At 68.7% G+C, this 16,996-nt stretch carries 5 protein-coding genes; all 5 read right to left on the reverse strand.

Going from position 1 to position 16,996, the window contains the following annotated elements; genetic code table 11:
- Nucleotides 1-22 precede the first annotated feature (22 nt).
- The 5 genes from SNE35_RS02355 to SNE35_RS02375 all read right to left on the reverse strand — a co-directional run bounded on the left by SNE35_RS02355 (nucleotide 23) and on the right by SNE35_RS02375 (nucleotide 16,981).
- The gene (locus SNE35_RS02355; RefSeq protein ID WP_320421195.1) at nucleotides 23-11,752 is read right to left on the reverse strand and encodes a filamentous hemagglutinin family protein; all 11,730 of its coding nucleotides are present in this window, start codon (nucleotides 11,750-11,752) and stop codon (nucleotides 23-25) included.
- Nucleotides 11,753-11,764: 12 nt separating this feature from the next.
- Nucleotides 11,765-13,393, reverse strand: a complete 1,629-nt coding sequence (locus tag SNE35_RS02360) for a ShlB/FhaC/HecB family hemolysin secretion/activation protein (RefSeq protein ID WP_320421197.1) — start codon at nucleotides 13,391-13,393, stop codon at nucleotides 11,765-11,767.
- A gap of 7 nt (nucleotides 13,394-13,400) precedes the next feature.
- Nucleotides 13,401-14,486, reverse strand: coding sequence for a PEP-CTERM sorting domain-containing protein (locus SNE35_RS02365; protein WP_320421198.1), 1,086 nt, complete (start codon nucleotides 14,484-14,486; stop codon nucleotides 13,401-13,403).
- Between the two features lie 158 nt (nucleotides 14,487-14,644).
- Nucleotides 14,645-16,102, reverse strand: a complete 1,458-nt coding sequence (locus tag SNE35_RS02370; RefSeq protein ID WP_320421199.1) for a hypothetical protein — start codon at nucleotides 16,100-16,102, stop codon at nucleotides 14,645-14,647.
- 108 nt (nucleotides 16,103-16,210) lie between these two features.
- Nucleotides 16,211-16,981, reverse strand: coding sequence for a PEP-CTERM sorting domain-containing protein (locus SNE35_RS02375; RefSeq protein ID WP_320421200.1), 771 nt, complete (start codon nucleotides 16,979-16,981; stop codon nucleotides 16,211-16,213).
- Between the last annotated feature and the right edge of the window lie 15 nt (nucleotides 16,982-16,996).

Consider the following 16,996-nt stretch of genomic DNA (forward strand, 5'->3'; position numbering starts at 1 on the left):
GTCGTGTCAGTCATTCAAGGGGTCAGGTGTTGCCGCCGAAGCCGAGGAACTCGAGCAGCAGCTGGCGGCGCGAGCGGCGCTTCTTGCGGGCGTCGTCGTCGCCTTCCGGCGCGGCGGCGTTCGCTGCGTTGGCAGCCAGGTTGCTCGCGCCCGGTGCGACGACCGGTGTGGCGGCCGGGGCCGGCGGCGGTGCGCCGGCCGTCGTACCGCCGACGCTGAAGTCGAAGGTGTTGATGAAGGTCTTGGCGCCGAAGAAGGCATTGCCCGCCGAGCGGATGCCCGCTTCGCCGGCGCTGATCGCACCGGACGGCGCGTACAGGTCCAGCTCGCTGGCGGCGTTCAGCACGGCGATGCCGCTGCCGCTGAAGGAGCCCGAGGTGTCGAAGTACAGGTGCCCGGTCGAGTCGAGACGCAGCACCGGCGCCGGCGCGCCGACGACGGTCTTCGCGCCGCGGCCTGCGTCGATATTGCCCTCCGACGACCACAGCAACAGATTGCCGCTGCCGACGGTGAACACGCGCGACTGGTTGACCGCAAGGTTGTCGCGGACGACGCCGGCGATGTCGCCGCCGTTCAAGGTGACGATGCCCAGCTGGCTCGGGTTCTTGGCCTGGCCGGTGGACGCGACCTCGCCAGCGTCGACGCCGCCGCCTGGCGTCATCAAGGTGATGCCGGCGTTCATCGTCGTCTTGACCTGGCTGGTCGGCATCAGGATGTCGCCGGCCGGTCGGCCTTCATCGCCGAGCGGGAACAGCAGGTTGATCGCCCGGTAGCCCAGCGCGTAGTCGGCCGCCTGCGTCAGGTCGTCGGTGGCCTTGGCCGCCGCGCGGCCGGCGCTGCGCAGCTCGCCGACCAGCACGCTGTTGAGCCACACCGCCTGGCGCTCCAGCGGCAAGGTCTCAAACAACTGCGCGGCGGCCGCATCGCTGAGCGACGCGTTGCCGGTAACCTTGCGCACGTAGTCGCCCAGCGCGTCCTTCTGCGCCGCAGTGGCGAAGCCGGCCAGCGCCGTGTAGCGCGTGGCGGCCGGCAGTGCCGCGAAGGCCTGGCTCAGCAGCGGCAGCACGGCCGTGGCCTGCTGGTCCGGCGTCAGCATGCCGAAGGCGGCCAGCGCCTGCGCGGGCGTCAGGCTGCTCCACGCGGGCTGCGTCTGCGATGTGGTCTTGGCGAGTGCCTCCACTACCGCGGCATCGCCGGGCGCCTTGCCCAGCAGCGCCGCCATGCGGATCGCCTGCTCGCCGGCATCGGCGCGCGTGGGCAGCGACTGCGCGTAGGCGGACAGCGCCTTCGTGTACGCCGCATTGCCCAGCAGCGATTGCAGCGCGGCCAGTTGCTGCGCACCGCCGAGCGCGTTGAACGAAGCCGCTGATACCGCCGGTGCACCGCTCACCAGCGCGTACAGGTCGCCGGCATGGCCGGCGAGGCCGCTCACGCCCACGAGCGCGAAGCCCTGCCTGGTCGCGTTTAGGTAGTCCTGCCCGTCCGCGCGCAGGCCGGCCACCATCGTGATGTCGGCGCCGCGGCTGGGCAGCAGCACGCTCGGCGAGGGGCCGGCGCTGCTCGGGTTTGTCCCAGTGTTACCGATCGAGGTAAGGCCCGCACTAACACCGAGATCGATGTTGCGACCGGCCAGCACGACCAAGTCACCCGGTCCCGCCACCTGGATCTTGCTGACGACGCCATCCAGATCGCTACCCATCAGTACATCGCGCCCCGCCTGCAGCAGCGTAAGCTCGGAGACGCTCCCGATCGACGTGCCGTCGGCGGCCAGGCGCTGTGGCTGATGCTGCACCAGCAGGCTGCTGGAGACGACGAAGTCGATGTCCCGGCCTGCAATCATTCGCACCGGCCGAGCGCTGTCGATGCCGCCGCCGCCAATGTTGACATCACCTTCCGAGGCCACGAGTTCGAGCGGACTGCGGTCGCTGGCGTCGAGCAGACCTGTTCCGTTAGCCGTGGTGTTGCCCTGTCCGGTGGCTGCGGCGGTGCGGCTCACCGCTGCGGCCACTGGCGGCGCACCGGCCGCTGTAACGATGAGGTCGGAGACGTTCAGGTCCTGGCCAGCCAGAGCCTCGAAGCCGCCAGTCTGTGTGCTGATCTGCGCTACCGCGCCGAGGTTCACCGAACCGACGGGCGCCTGGAAGCTCACGCTGCCCGGCAGTTGGCCAGTGAGTCCATCGGCCTGGCTGTTGCCCCTCAACGGCTGCGCCGTGGCGAGGTAGCTGACGTCACCAGCCGTTGACTGCAGGCTCAGTGACGCCTCGTTGGACATGCCGGTGACCGTGGCCCGCAGCGCCGCATTGCCGTTTTCCGACTCTGCCATCAGGCTGGCGAGGCTGGATGCGTAGGCCACAGTGATGTCACGTGCCGCGCTGACGCGCACGGCGCCATCCTGGTAAACCAGTTGCAGGCCGTGTTCATCCGCGTTGCTGAGGTCGGCGTCTGCCATGATCTGGCCGCCGGCCTTCACCTGCAACGTCGCGCCACTGGCATAGGCACTGCCGTTGACGACGTTGCGGCCGGCTGTCTCATAAACCGAGCCGCCGCCAAACTGCCACACCTGTGTGGCAGTCGTGCCGCTACCGTTGATGACCCAGCCGCTATTGGCTGCGGCCGTGCGTACGTTGACGAGGTCATTGCCGGCGCGAATGCGCACATCGCCGCCGCCGAAGGTCGCGATGCCTTGCTTGAACAGGTCATAGCGCGAGAACCAGGCCGCCTGCGTACCGTTGGTGCTGCTGATTGACGCGCGGTAGGCCCAGGTGCTGACGCTGTCCGCAGTTGAAGGCGTGGCCCCGACGACGTCATGGCCGGCATTCACGCTGATCGCGCCGCCGCCATCAAGGAAGGGCGTCGTCGTGCCGTCGACCATCACGCGCTGGTTCTTGATGACGGACAGGCTGACCGGCAGGCTGGCCGACGGGAAGTTGTCAGGCGCGGGCACCGGTGCCGGAGTCTGCGCGGGGGCCGGAGCGGGGCTGGGGCCCGGGCTCGGTGAAGGGCCAGGCGAGGGGGACGGGCCGGGGCTCGGCGCATTGCCGCCACCAGGCAGCGGCGGCGCGGGCGGCAGCGTCGTGCCGGCGTTGCCATTCGGATCGAAGGGACCGGACGGCGCCGGCGCGGGGCCTGGAGCCGGCGACGGCCCCGGTGAAGGGCTCGGGCCGGGCGATGGGCTCGGACCCGGTGTCGGGCTCGGCGAGGGATTCGGTGCCGGCGGGCTGCCGGCCGGCAGCGGTGGCGGCGGCGGCAGGTTCTGGCTGGCGTTGTCGTTGCCGCCGGTGCCGGGGTTGGTCGCCGTGCCGTCGAGCGCGTGGCTGCGTCCATCGTCGCCCTGCGGGCTGGCGGCGGGCGGCGCGGTGAAGCTCAGCACCGGCGCGCCGCTGGTGTAAACGGCCGCCTGCTCGTCCAGCAGACGCACGTCCTGCGCCGCGGCCAGCGCGATCGAGCCGACCGTCGTGCGGACGACCACGGTGCTGGCGCCGTCGGCACTGCCGATCAGCAGGTTGCCGCCGGTGGGGGCGATGCTCTTGACGACGGCACGCGGGTCGGCCGCGCTGAGGTCCGCACCGGCGGCGAGGCGGATCGAGCCGGCCTTGCCGTCGATCGCGACCCACTCCGAGGTGTCCTGTGAGCTGCTGCGCGAATCGCTGCCATCGGTCGGCTGGAAGCCGAGGCTGATGTTGTGCTGGACCGTCAGGTCGCCGGCCGCGCGCAGGCTCAGCGACATGCCGCCGAGGTTCGGTGCCGCGGCACGATCGAGATGGTTCAGTGGCTGCTCGGCGATGTCGGTGCCCACCGTCAGCGCGCCCGTGGAACGCACCTCCACGCCGGCATGGATCGTCAGCTTGTCGATGAGGCCCGGCTGGCTGGCCACGAGGCGCTGTGCCATCGCCTGCGCGTTGCTGCCCTGCTCGCCGGTGAAGGCGTAGTTGTCGGCGAAGACGGTCTCGACACCCAGGGTCGAGGACTTGTCGACGGCGACCAGCGTCGCGCCGGACAGCAGCGAGGGTGCGGTGCTTGTCGCAGCCGCCGTCGACGACGAGGCGCGACCACCAGCCACGCCGAGGCCGCTGGCGCGCGGTGCCGGCACCGGTGGCGCGGGCGGCTTGGTCGTGCTCGCGTTGCCGTTCGGGTCGAAGGGCGGGGGTGGCGGCGGCGGAGGTGGCGGGGGCGGCGGCGGAGGCAGCGGTGGGGGTGGCAAGGGCGGCGGCGGCGGCTGCGTCGTGCTGGCGTTGCCGTTCGGATCGAACGGACCGGACGGCGCCGGCGCGGGCGTCGGGGCGGGGGCCGGCGTGGGTGCAGGCGCGGGGGTCGGAGCTGGCGCGGGCGTTGGTGCCGGACTCGGAGACGGCGCTGGCGCCGGCTCGGGTGCCGGCGACGGCGATGGAGCGGGGGCCGGTTCCGGCGCGGGCGCAGGCGATGGCGATGGCGCCGGGGATGGGGTCGGTGCTGGCGATGGGGCCGGCGAAGGTGAAGCCGACGGTGACGGAGAAGGTGACGGAGAAGGTGCGGGAGCCGGTCCCGGCGCAGGCGCCGGTGCCGACGAGAAGCCCGCCTCGATGTCCGAACTCTCGTAGACCTTGACGCCCTCCACGTCCAGCCGGCGCAGGCCCTTGATGGCGGCGTCGATGCGGTCGATATTGACGTCCTGCGAGCCGCCCGCGTACTGCACGCGCGGCGCGCGCAGCAGCAGGTCGCCGCCGTGCGTGGCGCTCGCGCCGGTGCTGTAGTCCAGCGGAGCCGCGCCGGCACTCAGGTCCAACACGGCACCGGACTGCAGGGCCAGCAGGCCGTGGTCGGTCATCAGTTCGATCGTGCCGCCATTGCCGCCGGCGCTCGTTGCGTTGGCGAGCAGTTGCGCGCCCGACTGGATCAGCAGGTTGCTGCCGGCGGACAGCGCGATGCTGCCGCCCTGGGCGCCGGAGGCGTCGAGCACGCCGGCGACGCTCAGTTGCCCGTCGTCGGCTTCGAGGCTGATGCTCGATGCACGGATGCGCGTGCCCGCATCGACGTCGAGGTCGCCGCTGCGCTGGCGCAGCGTGATCGCGCCGCTGAAGTTATTGGCACCGGCGTTGGCCAGTTGCTGGATCAGCGCGCCCACCGGGATCGCGCTGCCGCTGTCGATGCTCAGTTGCGCCTGCTGGCCGGTCGTGTTGCCCAGGCCCAGCAAGCGGCCGTCGACGAAGACGCCGCCCTGCGGCGCGGACAGCGAGATAGCGCCCGCATCGCCGCCGGCCGAAGCCGAGACGTCGATCGTCGCGCTGGACGCGACGAGCAGATCGCCCGCCTGCGCCACGGCCGTGAGGCTGCCAGCGGGCGTGTCGATGTTGTGCTGGTCGATGACCGTGCGCTGGCCTTGCAGCAGGGTCTGCGAGCCGGCGTCGAACACGAGGTCGCCGCCGGCGTCGAGCTTCAGCTGGCCGCTGGGCAGCACGATCGCGCCGGCCTGGCGGATGTTCTGCGCGCTGATCGTCAGCGAGGCGCCGGCGCCCGCTCCGGTCGTCGAGGTCGACAGCGTTCCGCCGCTGCCGGTGAGCGTGAAGGTGCCCTGCGCGCCGAGGGTGGCCTCGGCGCCCGCGGCGGCGATCAGCCGCTGTCCGCTGAGGCCCAGGTCGCCGGCGGCCCGCAGCTTGGCGCCGTCGGCCACGATCAGGTCCTGGCCGGCATTGAGCGTGCTGCTGACCGCGCCGAGCCACAGGGCCTCGGTGCCGCCGGCGACGGTGATGCTCTTGGTCGCATTCAGCGCCAGAGTGCCGACTGCCGCGCCCATGTCCGACGCGGCCTTGCCGCTGCTGTTACCCAGCAGCAGCGAGTCGGCATACACGGCGGACGCTGCATCGCCCAGCAGCAGGATTTCCGGTGCGTCGAGCTGCACCAGCTGCAGCGGCTTGTCGCCGCTGCCCAGCGTGGCGCCCGCAGCGAAGTCGATGCTCGAATAGGCACGCAGCTTCAGCGCCGCGCTGCCGCCGAGTTGCTGCAGCAGCGCCGTGGACAGCAGCAAGCTGCCCGTGTGCGCGGCCTCGGTGCCGCCGATCTGCACCTCGCCAGCGCCCAGGCCGATCGATGCCGCGCCGAACTTGGCGGACGGATCGACGGTGAGCTGGCGCGTGGCGTCGAGGCTGATGCTGCCGGCACCGGCCTGAAGCTCGGCGCCGGACTGGATCGCCAGGTCGCCGGCCGCGCGCTGCGCGCCGTCGCGGGTGAAGCCGGCGTTGGCGTCATTGCTGACGCGCAGTGCCGCGCCGTCGCCGCTGAGCTTGAACTGCACGCCGGGCGCGGCCCCGCTCGCGTCCGACGCGGCGGTGATCTTCGCGCCGCTGCCGACGCTCACGTCCTGCTGCGCAGCCAGCATCAGGTCGGCGACCTTCAGCTCGCCGGCACCGATGCGGATCGACTCGGCGCCGACCTTCAACGCGCCGTCGCCGCCGGCGGCGTCCGGCGTGGCGCCGATCACCAGCGTCTGCGCGCCGAGCTGGTTGAGCATGTCGGCGGAGAGCACCAGGGCGCCGTCGGCACCCGCACCGCCGATGACGATGTCGCGAGAGACGATGAAGGCCTCGCCGCCACGGCCCTGCAGTGCCGGCGTCGAGCTGCCGGCCGCCGCGTCGACGCGGCCCGGCGCGAAGGCGATCGAGGCATCGAACTGCATCGCCGCAGCGTTGAGCACCAGTTGGCCGGCATCGACCGGCAGCGAGGGTCGGGTCTTGCCCTGGTTGGCCGCTGCCGCGGCGAAGAAGGTGTTGGCGTCGGTCAGATCCAGCTCGGCGCGCTTGTGCGCCTGGGCGGAGCTCATCACGCGCCAGGTGCTGGACTGCGCCGCGCCGAAGCCGGTGCCGGCATCGACCAGACGCGCCCCGATCAGGCTGGTGCCGTCGACGTTCTTCAGCGAGGTGCCTGCCGCCAGCGTCGCGCCGCCCGAGGCTGCCTGCACGAGGAAAGCGCCGTCCAGCGCCGCGTAGCGTGCGGGCAGCAGCGTATAGGTGCCGGCCGGGATCGGGCCGCCGTCGCCGGTGATCTGCAGTTGCTTGCCAGCGCCCGGCAAGGTCGAGGCCAGCGTGGCGTCGAAGGGCGCCAGGCCCTTGACCGTCGGCACCAGCGCGAAGGCGCCGGTGCTGCCGCTGAAGATGTCGGTGGAGCCGCCCGGGCCGGGCACGAACTGCCAGGCGAGCAGCTGGCCGCCGCCGCTGAGGTCCAGCTGCGCCTTGCCGTCGGCGGCGATGCTGCCCTCGGGCGCGGACAGTGTGATGTTCTTCGTCGGCGGTAGCGCCGCGGTGCTGCCGTCCGGCGCCAGCCAGTTGCTGCCGGAGATCGTGCCCCACAGCAGTTGCTGGCCGGCGGCGCTGACCGAGGTGAGGCTGCCAGCGCCGAGCGTCAGGCTGTCGCTGGCGTTCAGCGCGATGCCGCCCATCGGCGCGCGCAGCACGCCGTTCTGGGCGATGTCGGCGGCGTTGATCGTCAAGCTGCCGCCGGCGCTCAGCGGCGCGGTGCTCTTCGGGTCGCCGCCACTGATCGTGACCTTGTGGTCGGGTGCCGAGATCGTGAAGGCCGTGCCGGTGGCCGGGTAGATCTGCTGCGCGGAGAGGTTCAGATCGGCCAGCGTCTGCAGGCTGCCGGTGATCGGCTTGCCGCTCTCGATCACATGTTTCTGCAGACGCAAGTCTCCAGCACTCACGATCGCGAGACGGCCGATGCCTTGCGTCACCAGGTCACCGTCGAGCACGGCGCTACCCGCAGACAGGCTCAGCGCGCCATCGCCGCCAATGGCCTGCGCTGCGGCACGCGGCGTTCCCGCGGGACTTTGCACCGGCTGAAGATCATTGCCGACGATGAGCTGCGCGGCAGACAGCGAGGCGCTGCCGGCCCCGTTCATCGCCAGCACTGGAGCATCCAGGCTCAGTTGGCGCGCCAGGTTCAGCCGCACGCCGGCGTCGATGCCGATGCGGTCGGCGGCCTGTACGCTCAGGTCCACGAAACCGTCCTGCAGCAGCGTGGCGGACAACTGCGCCGAATCTCCGCTGAGCCTGGCGGCCGAGGCGTTCGCCAGCGAAGCAGACGTGAGGCCATCCGTCGTGTGCAGCGCGTCGGCAACCAAGTCGAGGCTACGCAGCGGCGGCGGCGTGTTGTCGCTCAATTGCTTGCTGCCGGCATTCAACGTCACACTGAGACTGCCACCCGCCATCCCACTGCCACCGGCACGAGCCTGCGCCCGGCCTTCCAGCGTCATCGCAAAGTTGCCGGTAATGGCGAGGCTGCCGCCGGCACTCGCCACCGTCTGGCGCAGCGTCTGCTGACCTGCGGAACCCAGCGTTGTCACGTCCAGCGACGCGGATGCGCCGTTCAGCAGCAGTTGACTGCCCTCCTGCCAGACCAGGCTCGTCGCTGCGGCCGCCGTATTCGGCGTGTAGTTGCTGCCGCCAGCCGTCAGGCTGATGCTGCCGCCCGCCAGGACGCTGCCACGGACCCGACCGTCGGTCGACGGGGTGATCAGTGCTTCGCCAGAGACATCGATCACGCTTGTGCTGCCGAGCCAGAGATACAGCGCGTGGTCGAAATCGACAGTCTGCGATGCGGCGTCGAGACTGACCTTGCCGCCCGGTGCCACGATGCGGCCGTCCATCTCCAGCGTGCGCGCAGCGCTCATCGAAACGCTCGACTGTGCCGGTAGTGCCAGCGAGGCGTTCGCCGGCATCAGCAGATTGCCGGCTGGCAATGAGCTGATGCCCAGGCCGCTGGACTTGAAGCCGAGCTTCAGTGCCTGCGGCAGCGTGCCAGCGACGGCGCGGCCCGTCATCAGCGAAGCTACGTCGCTGCCGGTTGCAGCGAGCGCTGCGCCAACGCCCGGTATCCATATCTGCACGACAGGCGCGAGCGCGGTACCTGGCGTAAAGCTCAGCGACTGACGGCCATCGAGAGAAAACGAGGCGAAACCGCCGCGACTGAAGAAGTCCGTACCCAGGTCCAACGTGCCGGCGGCATCGCCGGCCTGCGCGGCACCGACCCGAACGAACTGCGTCGTCAGGCTGAGGCTGCCGCCGGCGGCCATTGACCAGCCCTCCAGCGTGGCGCCAAGACTTAGTGCACGCGTGGCCGCATCCGGCGTGGCCTGGGACTGACCCGCGCTCAGCGCGATGCTGCCGGCATTGCCGCCGGTGATGCTGCCGCTGCCGTTGACCAAGGCACCGCCGGACACGTTCAGCAGGCTGCCTGCAGCCAGGGTCACCGCATCGACGGATGCGATCGAGATCGAACCGCCAGCGCTGCCGAAAGCGTCCAGCGGCTGGCCCTGCGACAAACTGAGCTGGCTATTGAGCCATTGACCCGAGACGTCGATCTCCGCGCCGCCAGCCACCTCGACCTTGCCGGCTACGCTGCTCTGTATCTGTACGGTCCCCGCAGGCGCGGTGACGCTACCGGCCAAGCTCACGCCGCCGCCGTTGCTTTCCAACTTCAGCGTGCCACCGGTAGGCAGCTTCAGTTCGGTGCCCGCCGCTGTGCTGATGCGGCCGTCGGCCGCGATGGTGATCTGGCCGAAGCCGGATCCGCTCAGCTGCGCAGCATTGAGTCGCGAGTTCGCGGGCAGCAGGGCGACCACGCTGCCCTGCGCAGCCTGCGCGAACAGACTGGCATCCAAGGGCTGGACGTCCGCGGTGAGGCTGAAGCTGCCGAGGACGGCGCCGGCGAAGTTGGCGCTGCCGAAGTCGGCAAGGTTGTGGTCGGTGCCTAGCGTCAGCCGGCCAAGCGCGGCACGCGCGTCCAGCCCGGCCGTCTGCCGGTAGCCGGCCGTCGTTGTGCCCGAGAGACGGCCGTCGATGAACACACGCGGCGACAGCAGCTGCAGGCGACCCGCATCGCTGCCTTGCACATAGCCCTGCGCATACGTAGCGCCGGCGGTACTGCCGTAGCTGGTGATCTGGCCCCAGCGGTCGAAAACGACCTTGCTTTTGAACGCATTGCTGATGCCGGTGTAGACGAGGTCGGCCGGCGCGTTGTTGAGCGAGTAGACCTGGCCGTTCTGCGCCGTCAGCATCGTCGGCGCAACCTGCGCGCCGGTGTAGTTCACCGCGCCGCCGGACACGTCGATGCTGGCACCGCTCTGCATCAGCACGGCACCGCCAGCGAAGATACGCGCGCTGCCGCCTCCAGACATGCGCTCGCTAGCGGTGCGCAGGATCGCGTTGCGGTAGCTCGCCAGCGAGCCGAGGATTGGCGAACTGTCGCGAATGTCGACCGTGACCTTGTTCTGGTAGAGCAGGCCGTCCTTCTGCAGCGGTGCATCGGCAAGGTCGTTGCTACCGAGGAAGTCGGTGGTGACAAAGTTCCGCGCGACGCTGACCTCGGTGTCGGTTGTGCCAGACAGATCGATACGGGCGCCGGAGGCGATCACAACGTTGGCATCGGGCGCCATCTTGTCGGCGCTCGGAACGAGGGTGCGATCGTCCACCAACGGATAGTCGGGCACGGCGAGTGCACGCATGCTCAGGTCCGCGCCGGGTGCAACGACTTGAGCGCCAGCCTGCAGCGAGACCGTTCGACCGACCATGTCGATCCGCGAGGCGACGAAGGTGGCGTTATCGCTGGACAGCAGCGGCTTGCCGTCGGCACCGTTGTTGTCAGGGGCGATCGTCGTCTCGCTGTTCGGGCCCAGGATCAGCGTGCCGGTCGTGGTCGAGCGCCCCAGCGATGTCACCGTGGTGGTGCCGGGCAGCGTGGTGGTCTGCGTCGTCGCACCACCCTGCGCCAGCAGCAGGATCGAGCCGTTCTGCGAGACGCTGGTCGTCGCCGAGACCTTGCCCATCTGGTTGACGGCCATGCCGACCAGCGTGCTGTTGCCACGCGGCGTGGTGATCAGGCCGCCGACGTCGTTGAGCGCGCTGCCGTTCTTGTCCGCCGCACCGGCCGGGCCGGCGCCCACCTCGACGAGCAGGCCGCGCAGCGAGGGCACGGCTGGGTTCTCTTCGGAGGCGTAGATGATCTCGGTGGTCGGCAGCTTCAGGTAGGCCGAACCGCCGGCGCCCAGCACGACCTGGCCGCCCGGCGAGCTGAGCGTGCCGGCGTTCTCCACGCGCTTGGCGAACAGCATGATGCGGCCGCCTTCGGTGGTGGTGATCTCGGCGCCCTTGTCCACGCGGACGAAGTTCTTCGTGTCCACGAAATTGTCAGCGCTGCCCTGGTACTGGAAGGCCGCCGTGCCGGCGGCGATCGAGGCCGTCATGCCGCCCATGAATTCGCTGTCGCTGATGTTCAGCGCGCTGGCGAACAGGCCGCCGACGTTGACACGCGCGCCCTGGCCGAACAGGATGCCGTTCGCGTTGATCAGGAAGATCTCGCCGCCGTTGGTAGCGCTGAGCTTGCCGAAGATCTGGGTCGGATTCTGGTCGGCGATGCGGTTCAGCGCGGCGCCGCCGCCGGTGGGCATGCTGAAGGTGACCGCGGCCTGCGAGCCGATGTTGAAGCTCTGCCAGTTGTAGATCTCGCGCGGGACCGTCTGCTGGATGTTCAGCTGGCCCGGGGTCGTCGGCGCCGGGAACGCGGCACCGGCCGGGTTCGAGCGCCAGCCGCTGGTCGCCGGCACCGGCAGCGCGAGCGGCGCCACCGGCGGCAGCGCCGGCACCTTGCTCTGCGCCAGCAGCGGCAGCGGCCAGGCGGCAGCGACCGAGACGACCAACGGCGACAGCGCCCAGGGCGTGATCGCGCGCAGGCGCACGAGTTGCGACGGAGCGGGCGCGGGCGACGGAGACGGCGAGTACTTCATGGTCATCTTCAATCAGAGCTTCTGGCCCAGCCGGACGTGCAGATAGGAGCCGGGCACCGCCTGCCCGGGCAGGTCCTTGAAGGCGCGTGCGAGATCGAGCGAGAGGCTCAGGCCGGTGGCGCTCTGGAAGCGCAGGCCGAGGCCCACGCTGCCCAGCGTCTCGTGGCCCGGCGTGCCGGGCAGCGCGTGCTGCGTGTAGACGCGGCCGCCGTCGAAGAAGGCCAGCAGCGTCATCTCGCGCAGGTTGGCGCTGGCGGCTTCGCCGGCCGCGCGGCGCAGCATCGGTGCGAAGTCGCGCCGCCATTCGAGCGAGCCGAACAGGCCGCCGTCACCGAGCGCGGAGGAGTCGTAGTAGCCGCGCACCGTGTCGACGCCGCCGAGCACGAACTGCTCGGAGTTCTGCAGCGGCTCGTTGGCGAGCTGGCCGACGGCGTGCAGGCTCACTTGGCCCCAGTCGGCCGTCTGCAAGGTCTGCCGCAGGTCCAGCTTGGCGGTGGTGAAGCTGCCGTCGGAGCCGGCGCGCTTGCAGGCAAACTGGTCGACCGGCGCGATACCGCCGTTGGCGCTCGGGCAGTTCGGCACCTCGCGGCGCAGCAGTGGCGCGAAGCCGTAGTTCAGGGTCAGGTTCCACTGCGAGAGCCAGCGCTCGCTGCCATAGCCTCCGCTGTAGGCGGCCTGCACCGGCACGTAGCGCAGCGGCGTCGAGATGCTGCCGCCGCCGAACACCGTCTGCTCCTGCAGGTCCTTGTAGTCGGCGCCGACGGTCAGCGCATGCCAGCCGTTCCACGGTGCGGTGAGCGACTTCAGGTAGCGCAGGCCCAGCGTCGTGCCCTTGCCCAGCGCCTGTGTGCCACCCAGCGTGGCGACGTTGCTGTTCGACCAGATCAGCGAGGCGCTGAGGCTGTCGCCGTCATCGAACGGAACCGCGTAGCCGGCGACTGCGACCTTCGATTGCTCGGGCGCCGTCGGCGTGCCCATCAAAGTCAGCGAGGCACTGTGCTCACGCTGGAACAAGTTGTCATAGTGCAGGTTCGCGACGACGTGCGGCGCGACGACGCCGGCCGCATGGCTGTTGTTCATCTCGATCGAGGCACCGGCCGGCAGCTGGTCGCTGACCTTCAGCTCCACGTCCACCGTGCCGGGCAGCGCGCCGGGCTTGAGCACCGGCTGCACGCGCCGCGTCTCGCTGCGGCTCAGCGCCGCCACCTGCTGCTGCACGACGTTGAAGTTCGGCACCTGCCCCTCGGCGACCTCGGCCGCGCCGGCGCGGATGCGGCCCTGCGCGTAGTAGCGCGAGCCGGTGACGCTGAGCCGGTCGACCTTGCCCTCGGTCACCTGCAGCCGCACGACGCCGTCGTCCACGCGCTGGTCGGGGATGTCGACGAACACGGTCAGGTACCCGGCGCCCTGGTAGAGCTTCTCCAGTGCCATGCGCGCGGCCTCGACCTGGTCGAGGCTCAGCTGCGGACCCATGAAGGGCATCACCGCCTGCTCGATCTGCGAGTCGGGCAGCACGGTGTTGCCGACCACCTGGAACTCCATGATGTCGAAGCGCGGCGCCTCGGCCGGCTGCGCGCCGGCCGGGGTCGTCAGCAACAGGGTCGTCAGCGCAAGCAGCAGGATCCGAGAGAAAACAGCCATCACTCGCTCAGCCGCGGCGATGCCGGCGCGTCGCGGCCACGAGGCCGCCGAGACCCAAGGCCATCAGCAGCGCGCTGGTCGGCTCCGGCACCGCCGACACCGTACCGCCGCCCAGCAGCTCGCTCGACGGCACCCAACCGGCGAACTCGCCGCCGGGCGTGCTGATCGGCTTGGCGATGCCGTAGCCGGCGGTGTAGTCGGTCTGGTTGCGGCGCACGGCACCGGCGGCAGTCGTCGTGCTGGTGACAGAGGCTTGCATCGTGAAGCTCAGCACCAGTTCTTGCTGGCCGCCGGTGTTGGTGGTTCGGGCGAGGCCCCAGTAGGCGTCGTAGGCGCTGTTGGCGAAAGCGGAAACCGTGCTTATCGAGTTCGTCTTCAAGTCTGACGGTGTCATGTAGTAGAACCACGATGAGCTACCGCCAGCACCAAGCGCGTTACCGGTGTCGAATCCATCGGCTCCACCGAACATCGCTTCGCCACCTGAAAGACCGGTCTCGATGTCACCAAGGAGTTGCCCCAGGTTGCCGACATAGGCATTTGAACTCGCCGTATCGAAACTGGAGGCAAAGCCCGATGGCGCACTTGCGTAGCTTGATCCCGTACTGTTGCCTCCCTCGAGGGCTGTATAGAGATTTGTCTCGAAATTGCTCGCCTGCGAGCGCACCTGGAGATTCGTCTTCTTGGTCAGAAAATCCCACTGCGGGTTGAGAACACCGTTCGCGGTCGTGTTCTTCATTGTCGTGAACACCACCTGCTTGCCTGGACCGTTACCGGAACCTGCTTTGCCACCGCCGATGACCATCCACAGGTCGTTGTCCAACTTGTCAGTGGCATCAACGAATTTCTTGAAATTCGTATCGACAGCAGGGTCAAGAGTCCAGAACTGCTGGCTGCCGGCATCAGACAGCTGGTCGTACAGGGTCGAACCGAGCAAGCCCGTATCGCGACTGTAGGAAACCTTGTTCACCGGATCCCAGATCAACAGGATCAGAGAGGGGTCGTTGTCCTTGGACAGCGTGGTCTGTGCCTGTGCCGTCGCGGCTAAGAGGAGTGAGAGGCCGAGGGCCCATGCGGAAATGCGGATGCCGGTCATAGCAAGCTCCCTGCAGAGATCAGTCAAGCAATCGATATGGGCCGGCGAACGCGGCCATCAGAAAATTCAAAGGAGTCCGCGTAGACCGCGGACTCCTGCTTCTTAAGAGGCCTCCACGCACCGGTCTAAGCCGGTGCGGAGGCGTCGTCACTGGCTTCTTACTGGACCAAGACTTGCGGCTTGCAGCTGCTGCCCTGACGGCTGGCGCGGGCAACGTAGTTCGTCACGCCCGAGTAAGCGGGATCAGTGATGTCAGCGATCGACAGGATGCCCTTGCGCGTACCGGCGTCCGGCGTGGCGGCCAGCGCGAGCGGCGTGACTGCGTCCGTCTGCAACCACTTGGCGAACTGGCTGTACTTGGAGGCCAGACCCGACGACGGCCAGTACATGTAGTTCTCGTAGGTCATCGGATAAGCACCGCTCTGGCCGTTGGCCTGGCTCGGATAAGTACCGCTGACCTTGACGAAGCGCCAAGCGTTGTCGAGAGTGCCGCTAGCCGCGGGATCATTCTCAGAGCCCACGATGCCGATGGCCCACTTCTTGAATTGGCCACCCGTCGTCTTCGAGTTGTCGGCGGCCGCGCCACCCAGACAGGCGATCACGTTGCCGGTGCTGGTCTGGACGTTCAGCACGGCGTCGTTGTTGCCAATCTCAGTGACCGAAGCGTTCGGCGAAGCGGTACCGGCCGGAGTCAGGCCCTGGTTGGAGCAGGGGGTGCTCAACAGGAAAGCGTTGTGCATCGCCTTCGTGCCGGAACCATTGGCACGGGTGCAATAGGTCACGGCTTCAGCAGCGCTATCGCTAGCGCTGTTGCTGCCGTCGCTGGGAATCAGTGCATTGAAACCAGTGCCGACCAGCGGCGAGGCATTGCCGGTTTCGACGGCAGCCAGGAAAGCCACTGGAAGGCTCGGAGCATTGGCTTCGGCATCGTCGAGGGTCAGGCTCTGAGCGGCCTGCAGGGCGCGATACAGCGGCAGGTTGACGGCCACGCCGGCCATTGCGACCGAGTGGACGCCGCCCGTCAGGGTATTCGTGGCAACAGCGGTCGTGCCGGTGGCGAGGTTCAGCTTGTTCTGGATAGTCGCGGCTTCGACGTCGGAAACACCCATTTGCGGAACGACATTGCTGTTCTGCGGGCAGGAGTAGTCGACGATGGTCAGATCGAAGGTACCGCTGCGAGCGTTGCCCGTCGCCGTGCAGCCGGCGGCGCTGTAGGTCATGTACGGCAGCGCGGTGTTCTTGACGAGCGGCTGAATGCCGTTGATCGAGCCGCCAGCGTCGTACTTGTTGAACACCACATTCGTGCCGGCCAGGAAGGCAGTGGCGCCACCGCTCTTCGGCTTGATGTCCTTCGCCAGCGTACATGCGTAACCACGCACGTTGTTGCCCGAGGCAGCGCTACCGTTCGTGTTGCCGAAGACAGTGATGGTGCCGGCTTGGCACATCGAGACGAAGCCGGAAGCCAGCGAGAAGCGGAGTGCCGAGGAGCCCGAGACGTAGATGGCGTTGCCGGCGGCAGTAGCATCGGCCGCCTGAGTCGGAGTCAGCGGCGCAGCTTGAGTGGCAGAGCCCAGGCCAAGGATGGCCAAAGCGATCAGGGAATGTTGAGTCTTCATGATGATTCTGCTTTCGAGGTTTCGATCGACAAGGGTTACCCCTGCCGCCCCGACATATGTCAGAGCAGCGAGGAAGTCTTTGCTAACGGAAAGTCCGAGCGGCTTTGCTTAAGCGCGGCGGCGGCGAGCGGCGACGAAGCCGACGGCAGCCAGGCCGGCCAGCATCAGCGCGTAGGTTTCGGGCTCCGGCACGGCGGCAGCGACGGCGATCGTCAGTTGGCCGGTCTTCGGGTCGAGCGTAGCGACCTCGGCCATCTGCGTGTAGTTCACGTTCTTATTCGGCGTCAGGCTCGAGGCGGCTTCGAAGTAGATGCCGACCGTGCCCGTGCCATCCGCATTGTTGAAGCCTTGACCATTGAGATTGCCGCCATAGCCGTAGTTGAACTGCGGGTCGGACGCGAACGCATCGGAGCCCTTGGCGGCGATGTTGCCCGAGGCCAGCTGCGTGTTGACGCTGTCAGCAAAGAGAGCCAGCGCCGAAGCGTCGGTCTTCACATTGATATTCTTCAACTGCGAGTTCAGCGAGCCGTCGTTCAGCGCGTCCAGCGAGCCGGTCACCATCAACGTGTTGTTGGCGGTCGCAGTCGAAGGAGTGCCAGAAATCAGCGCCCAACGCACACCGGTGCCGTCGTAGAGGCCGTCGAACGGCGTGGTGGCGGCGAAGTTGAACTGCGACCAGTTCGGCAGAACGGCGGAGTAGTTGACATTGCCGCCGATGACGTCGGCCATCGACACGCCCGTGTCGAACAGGTAGGTGTGATTTTGATCGCCGACCATCAGGAGCAGCGTCGAAGTGGCCTGCGAACCAGTGATAGTGGCCATAGCCTGGCCCATAGAGACAACGGCCAGGGCCGCGAGAGCGATTTGCTTGAGTTTCATGTCTGAAATCTCCGG

This window comes from Roseateles agri, from assembly GCF_034043675.1.
Taxonomy (GTDB): domain Bacteria; phylum Pseudomonadota; class Gammaproteobacteria; order Burkholderiales; family Burkholderiaceae_C; genus KK5.

Excerpts from the sequence above, each read along its gene's own strand:
- SNE35_RS02365 (WP_320421198.1), bottom strand. The coding sequence starts at position 14,486 with ATGACCGGCATCCGCATTTCCGCATGGGCCCTCGGCCTCTCACTCCTC.
- SNE35_RS02360 (WP_320421197.1), bottom strand. The coding sequence starts at position 13,393 with ATGGCTGTTTTCTCTCGGATCCTGCTGCTTGCGCTGACGACCCTGTTG.
- SNE35_RS02355 (WP_320421195.1), bottom strand. The coding sequence starts at position 11,752 with ATGAAGTACTCGCCGTCTCCGTCGCCCGCGCCCGCTCCGTCGCAACTC.
- SNE35_RS02370 (WP_320421199.1), bottom strand. The coding sequence starts at position 16,102 with ATGAAGACTCAACATTCCCTGATCGCTTTGGCCATCCTTGGCCTGGGC.
- SNE35_RS02375 (WP_320421200.1), bottom strand. The coding sequence starts at position 16,981 with ATGAAACTCAAGCAAATCGCTCTCGCGGCCCTGGCCGTTGTCTCTATG.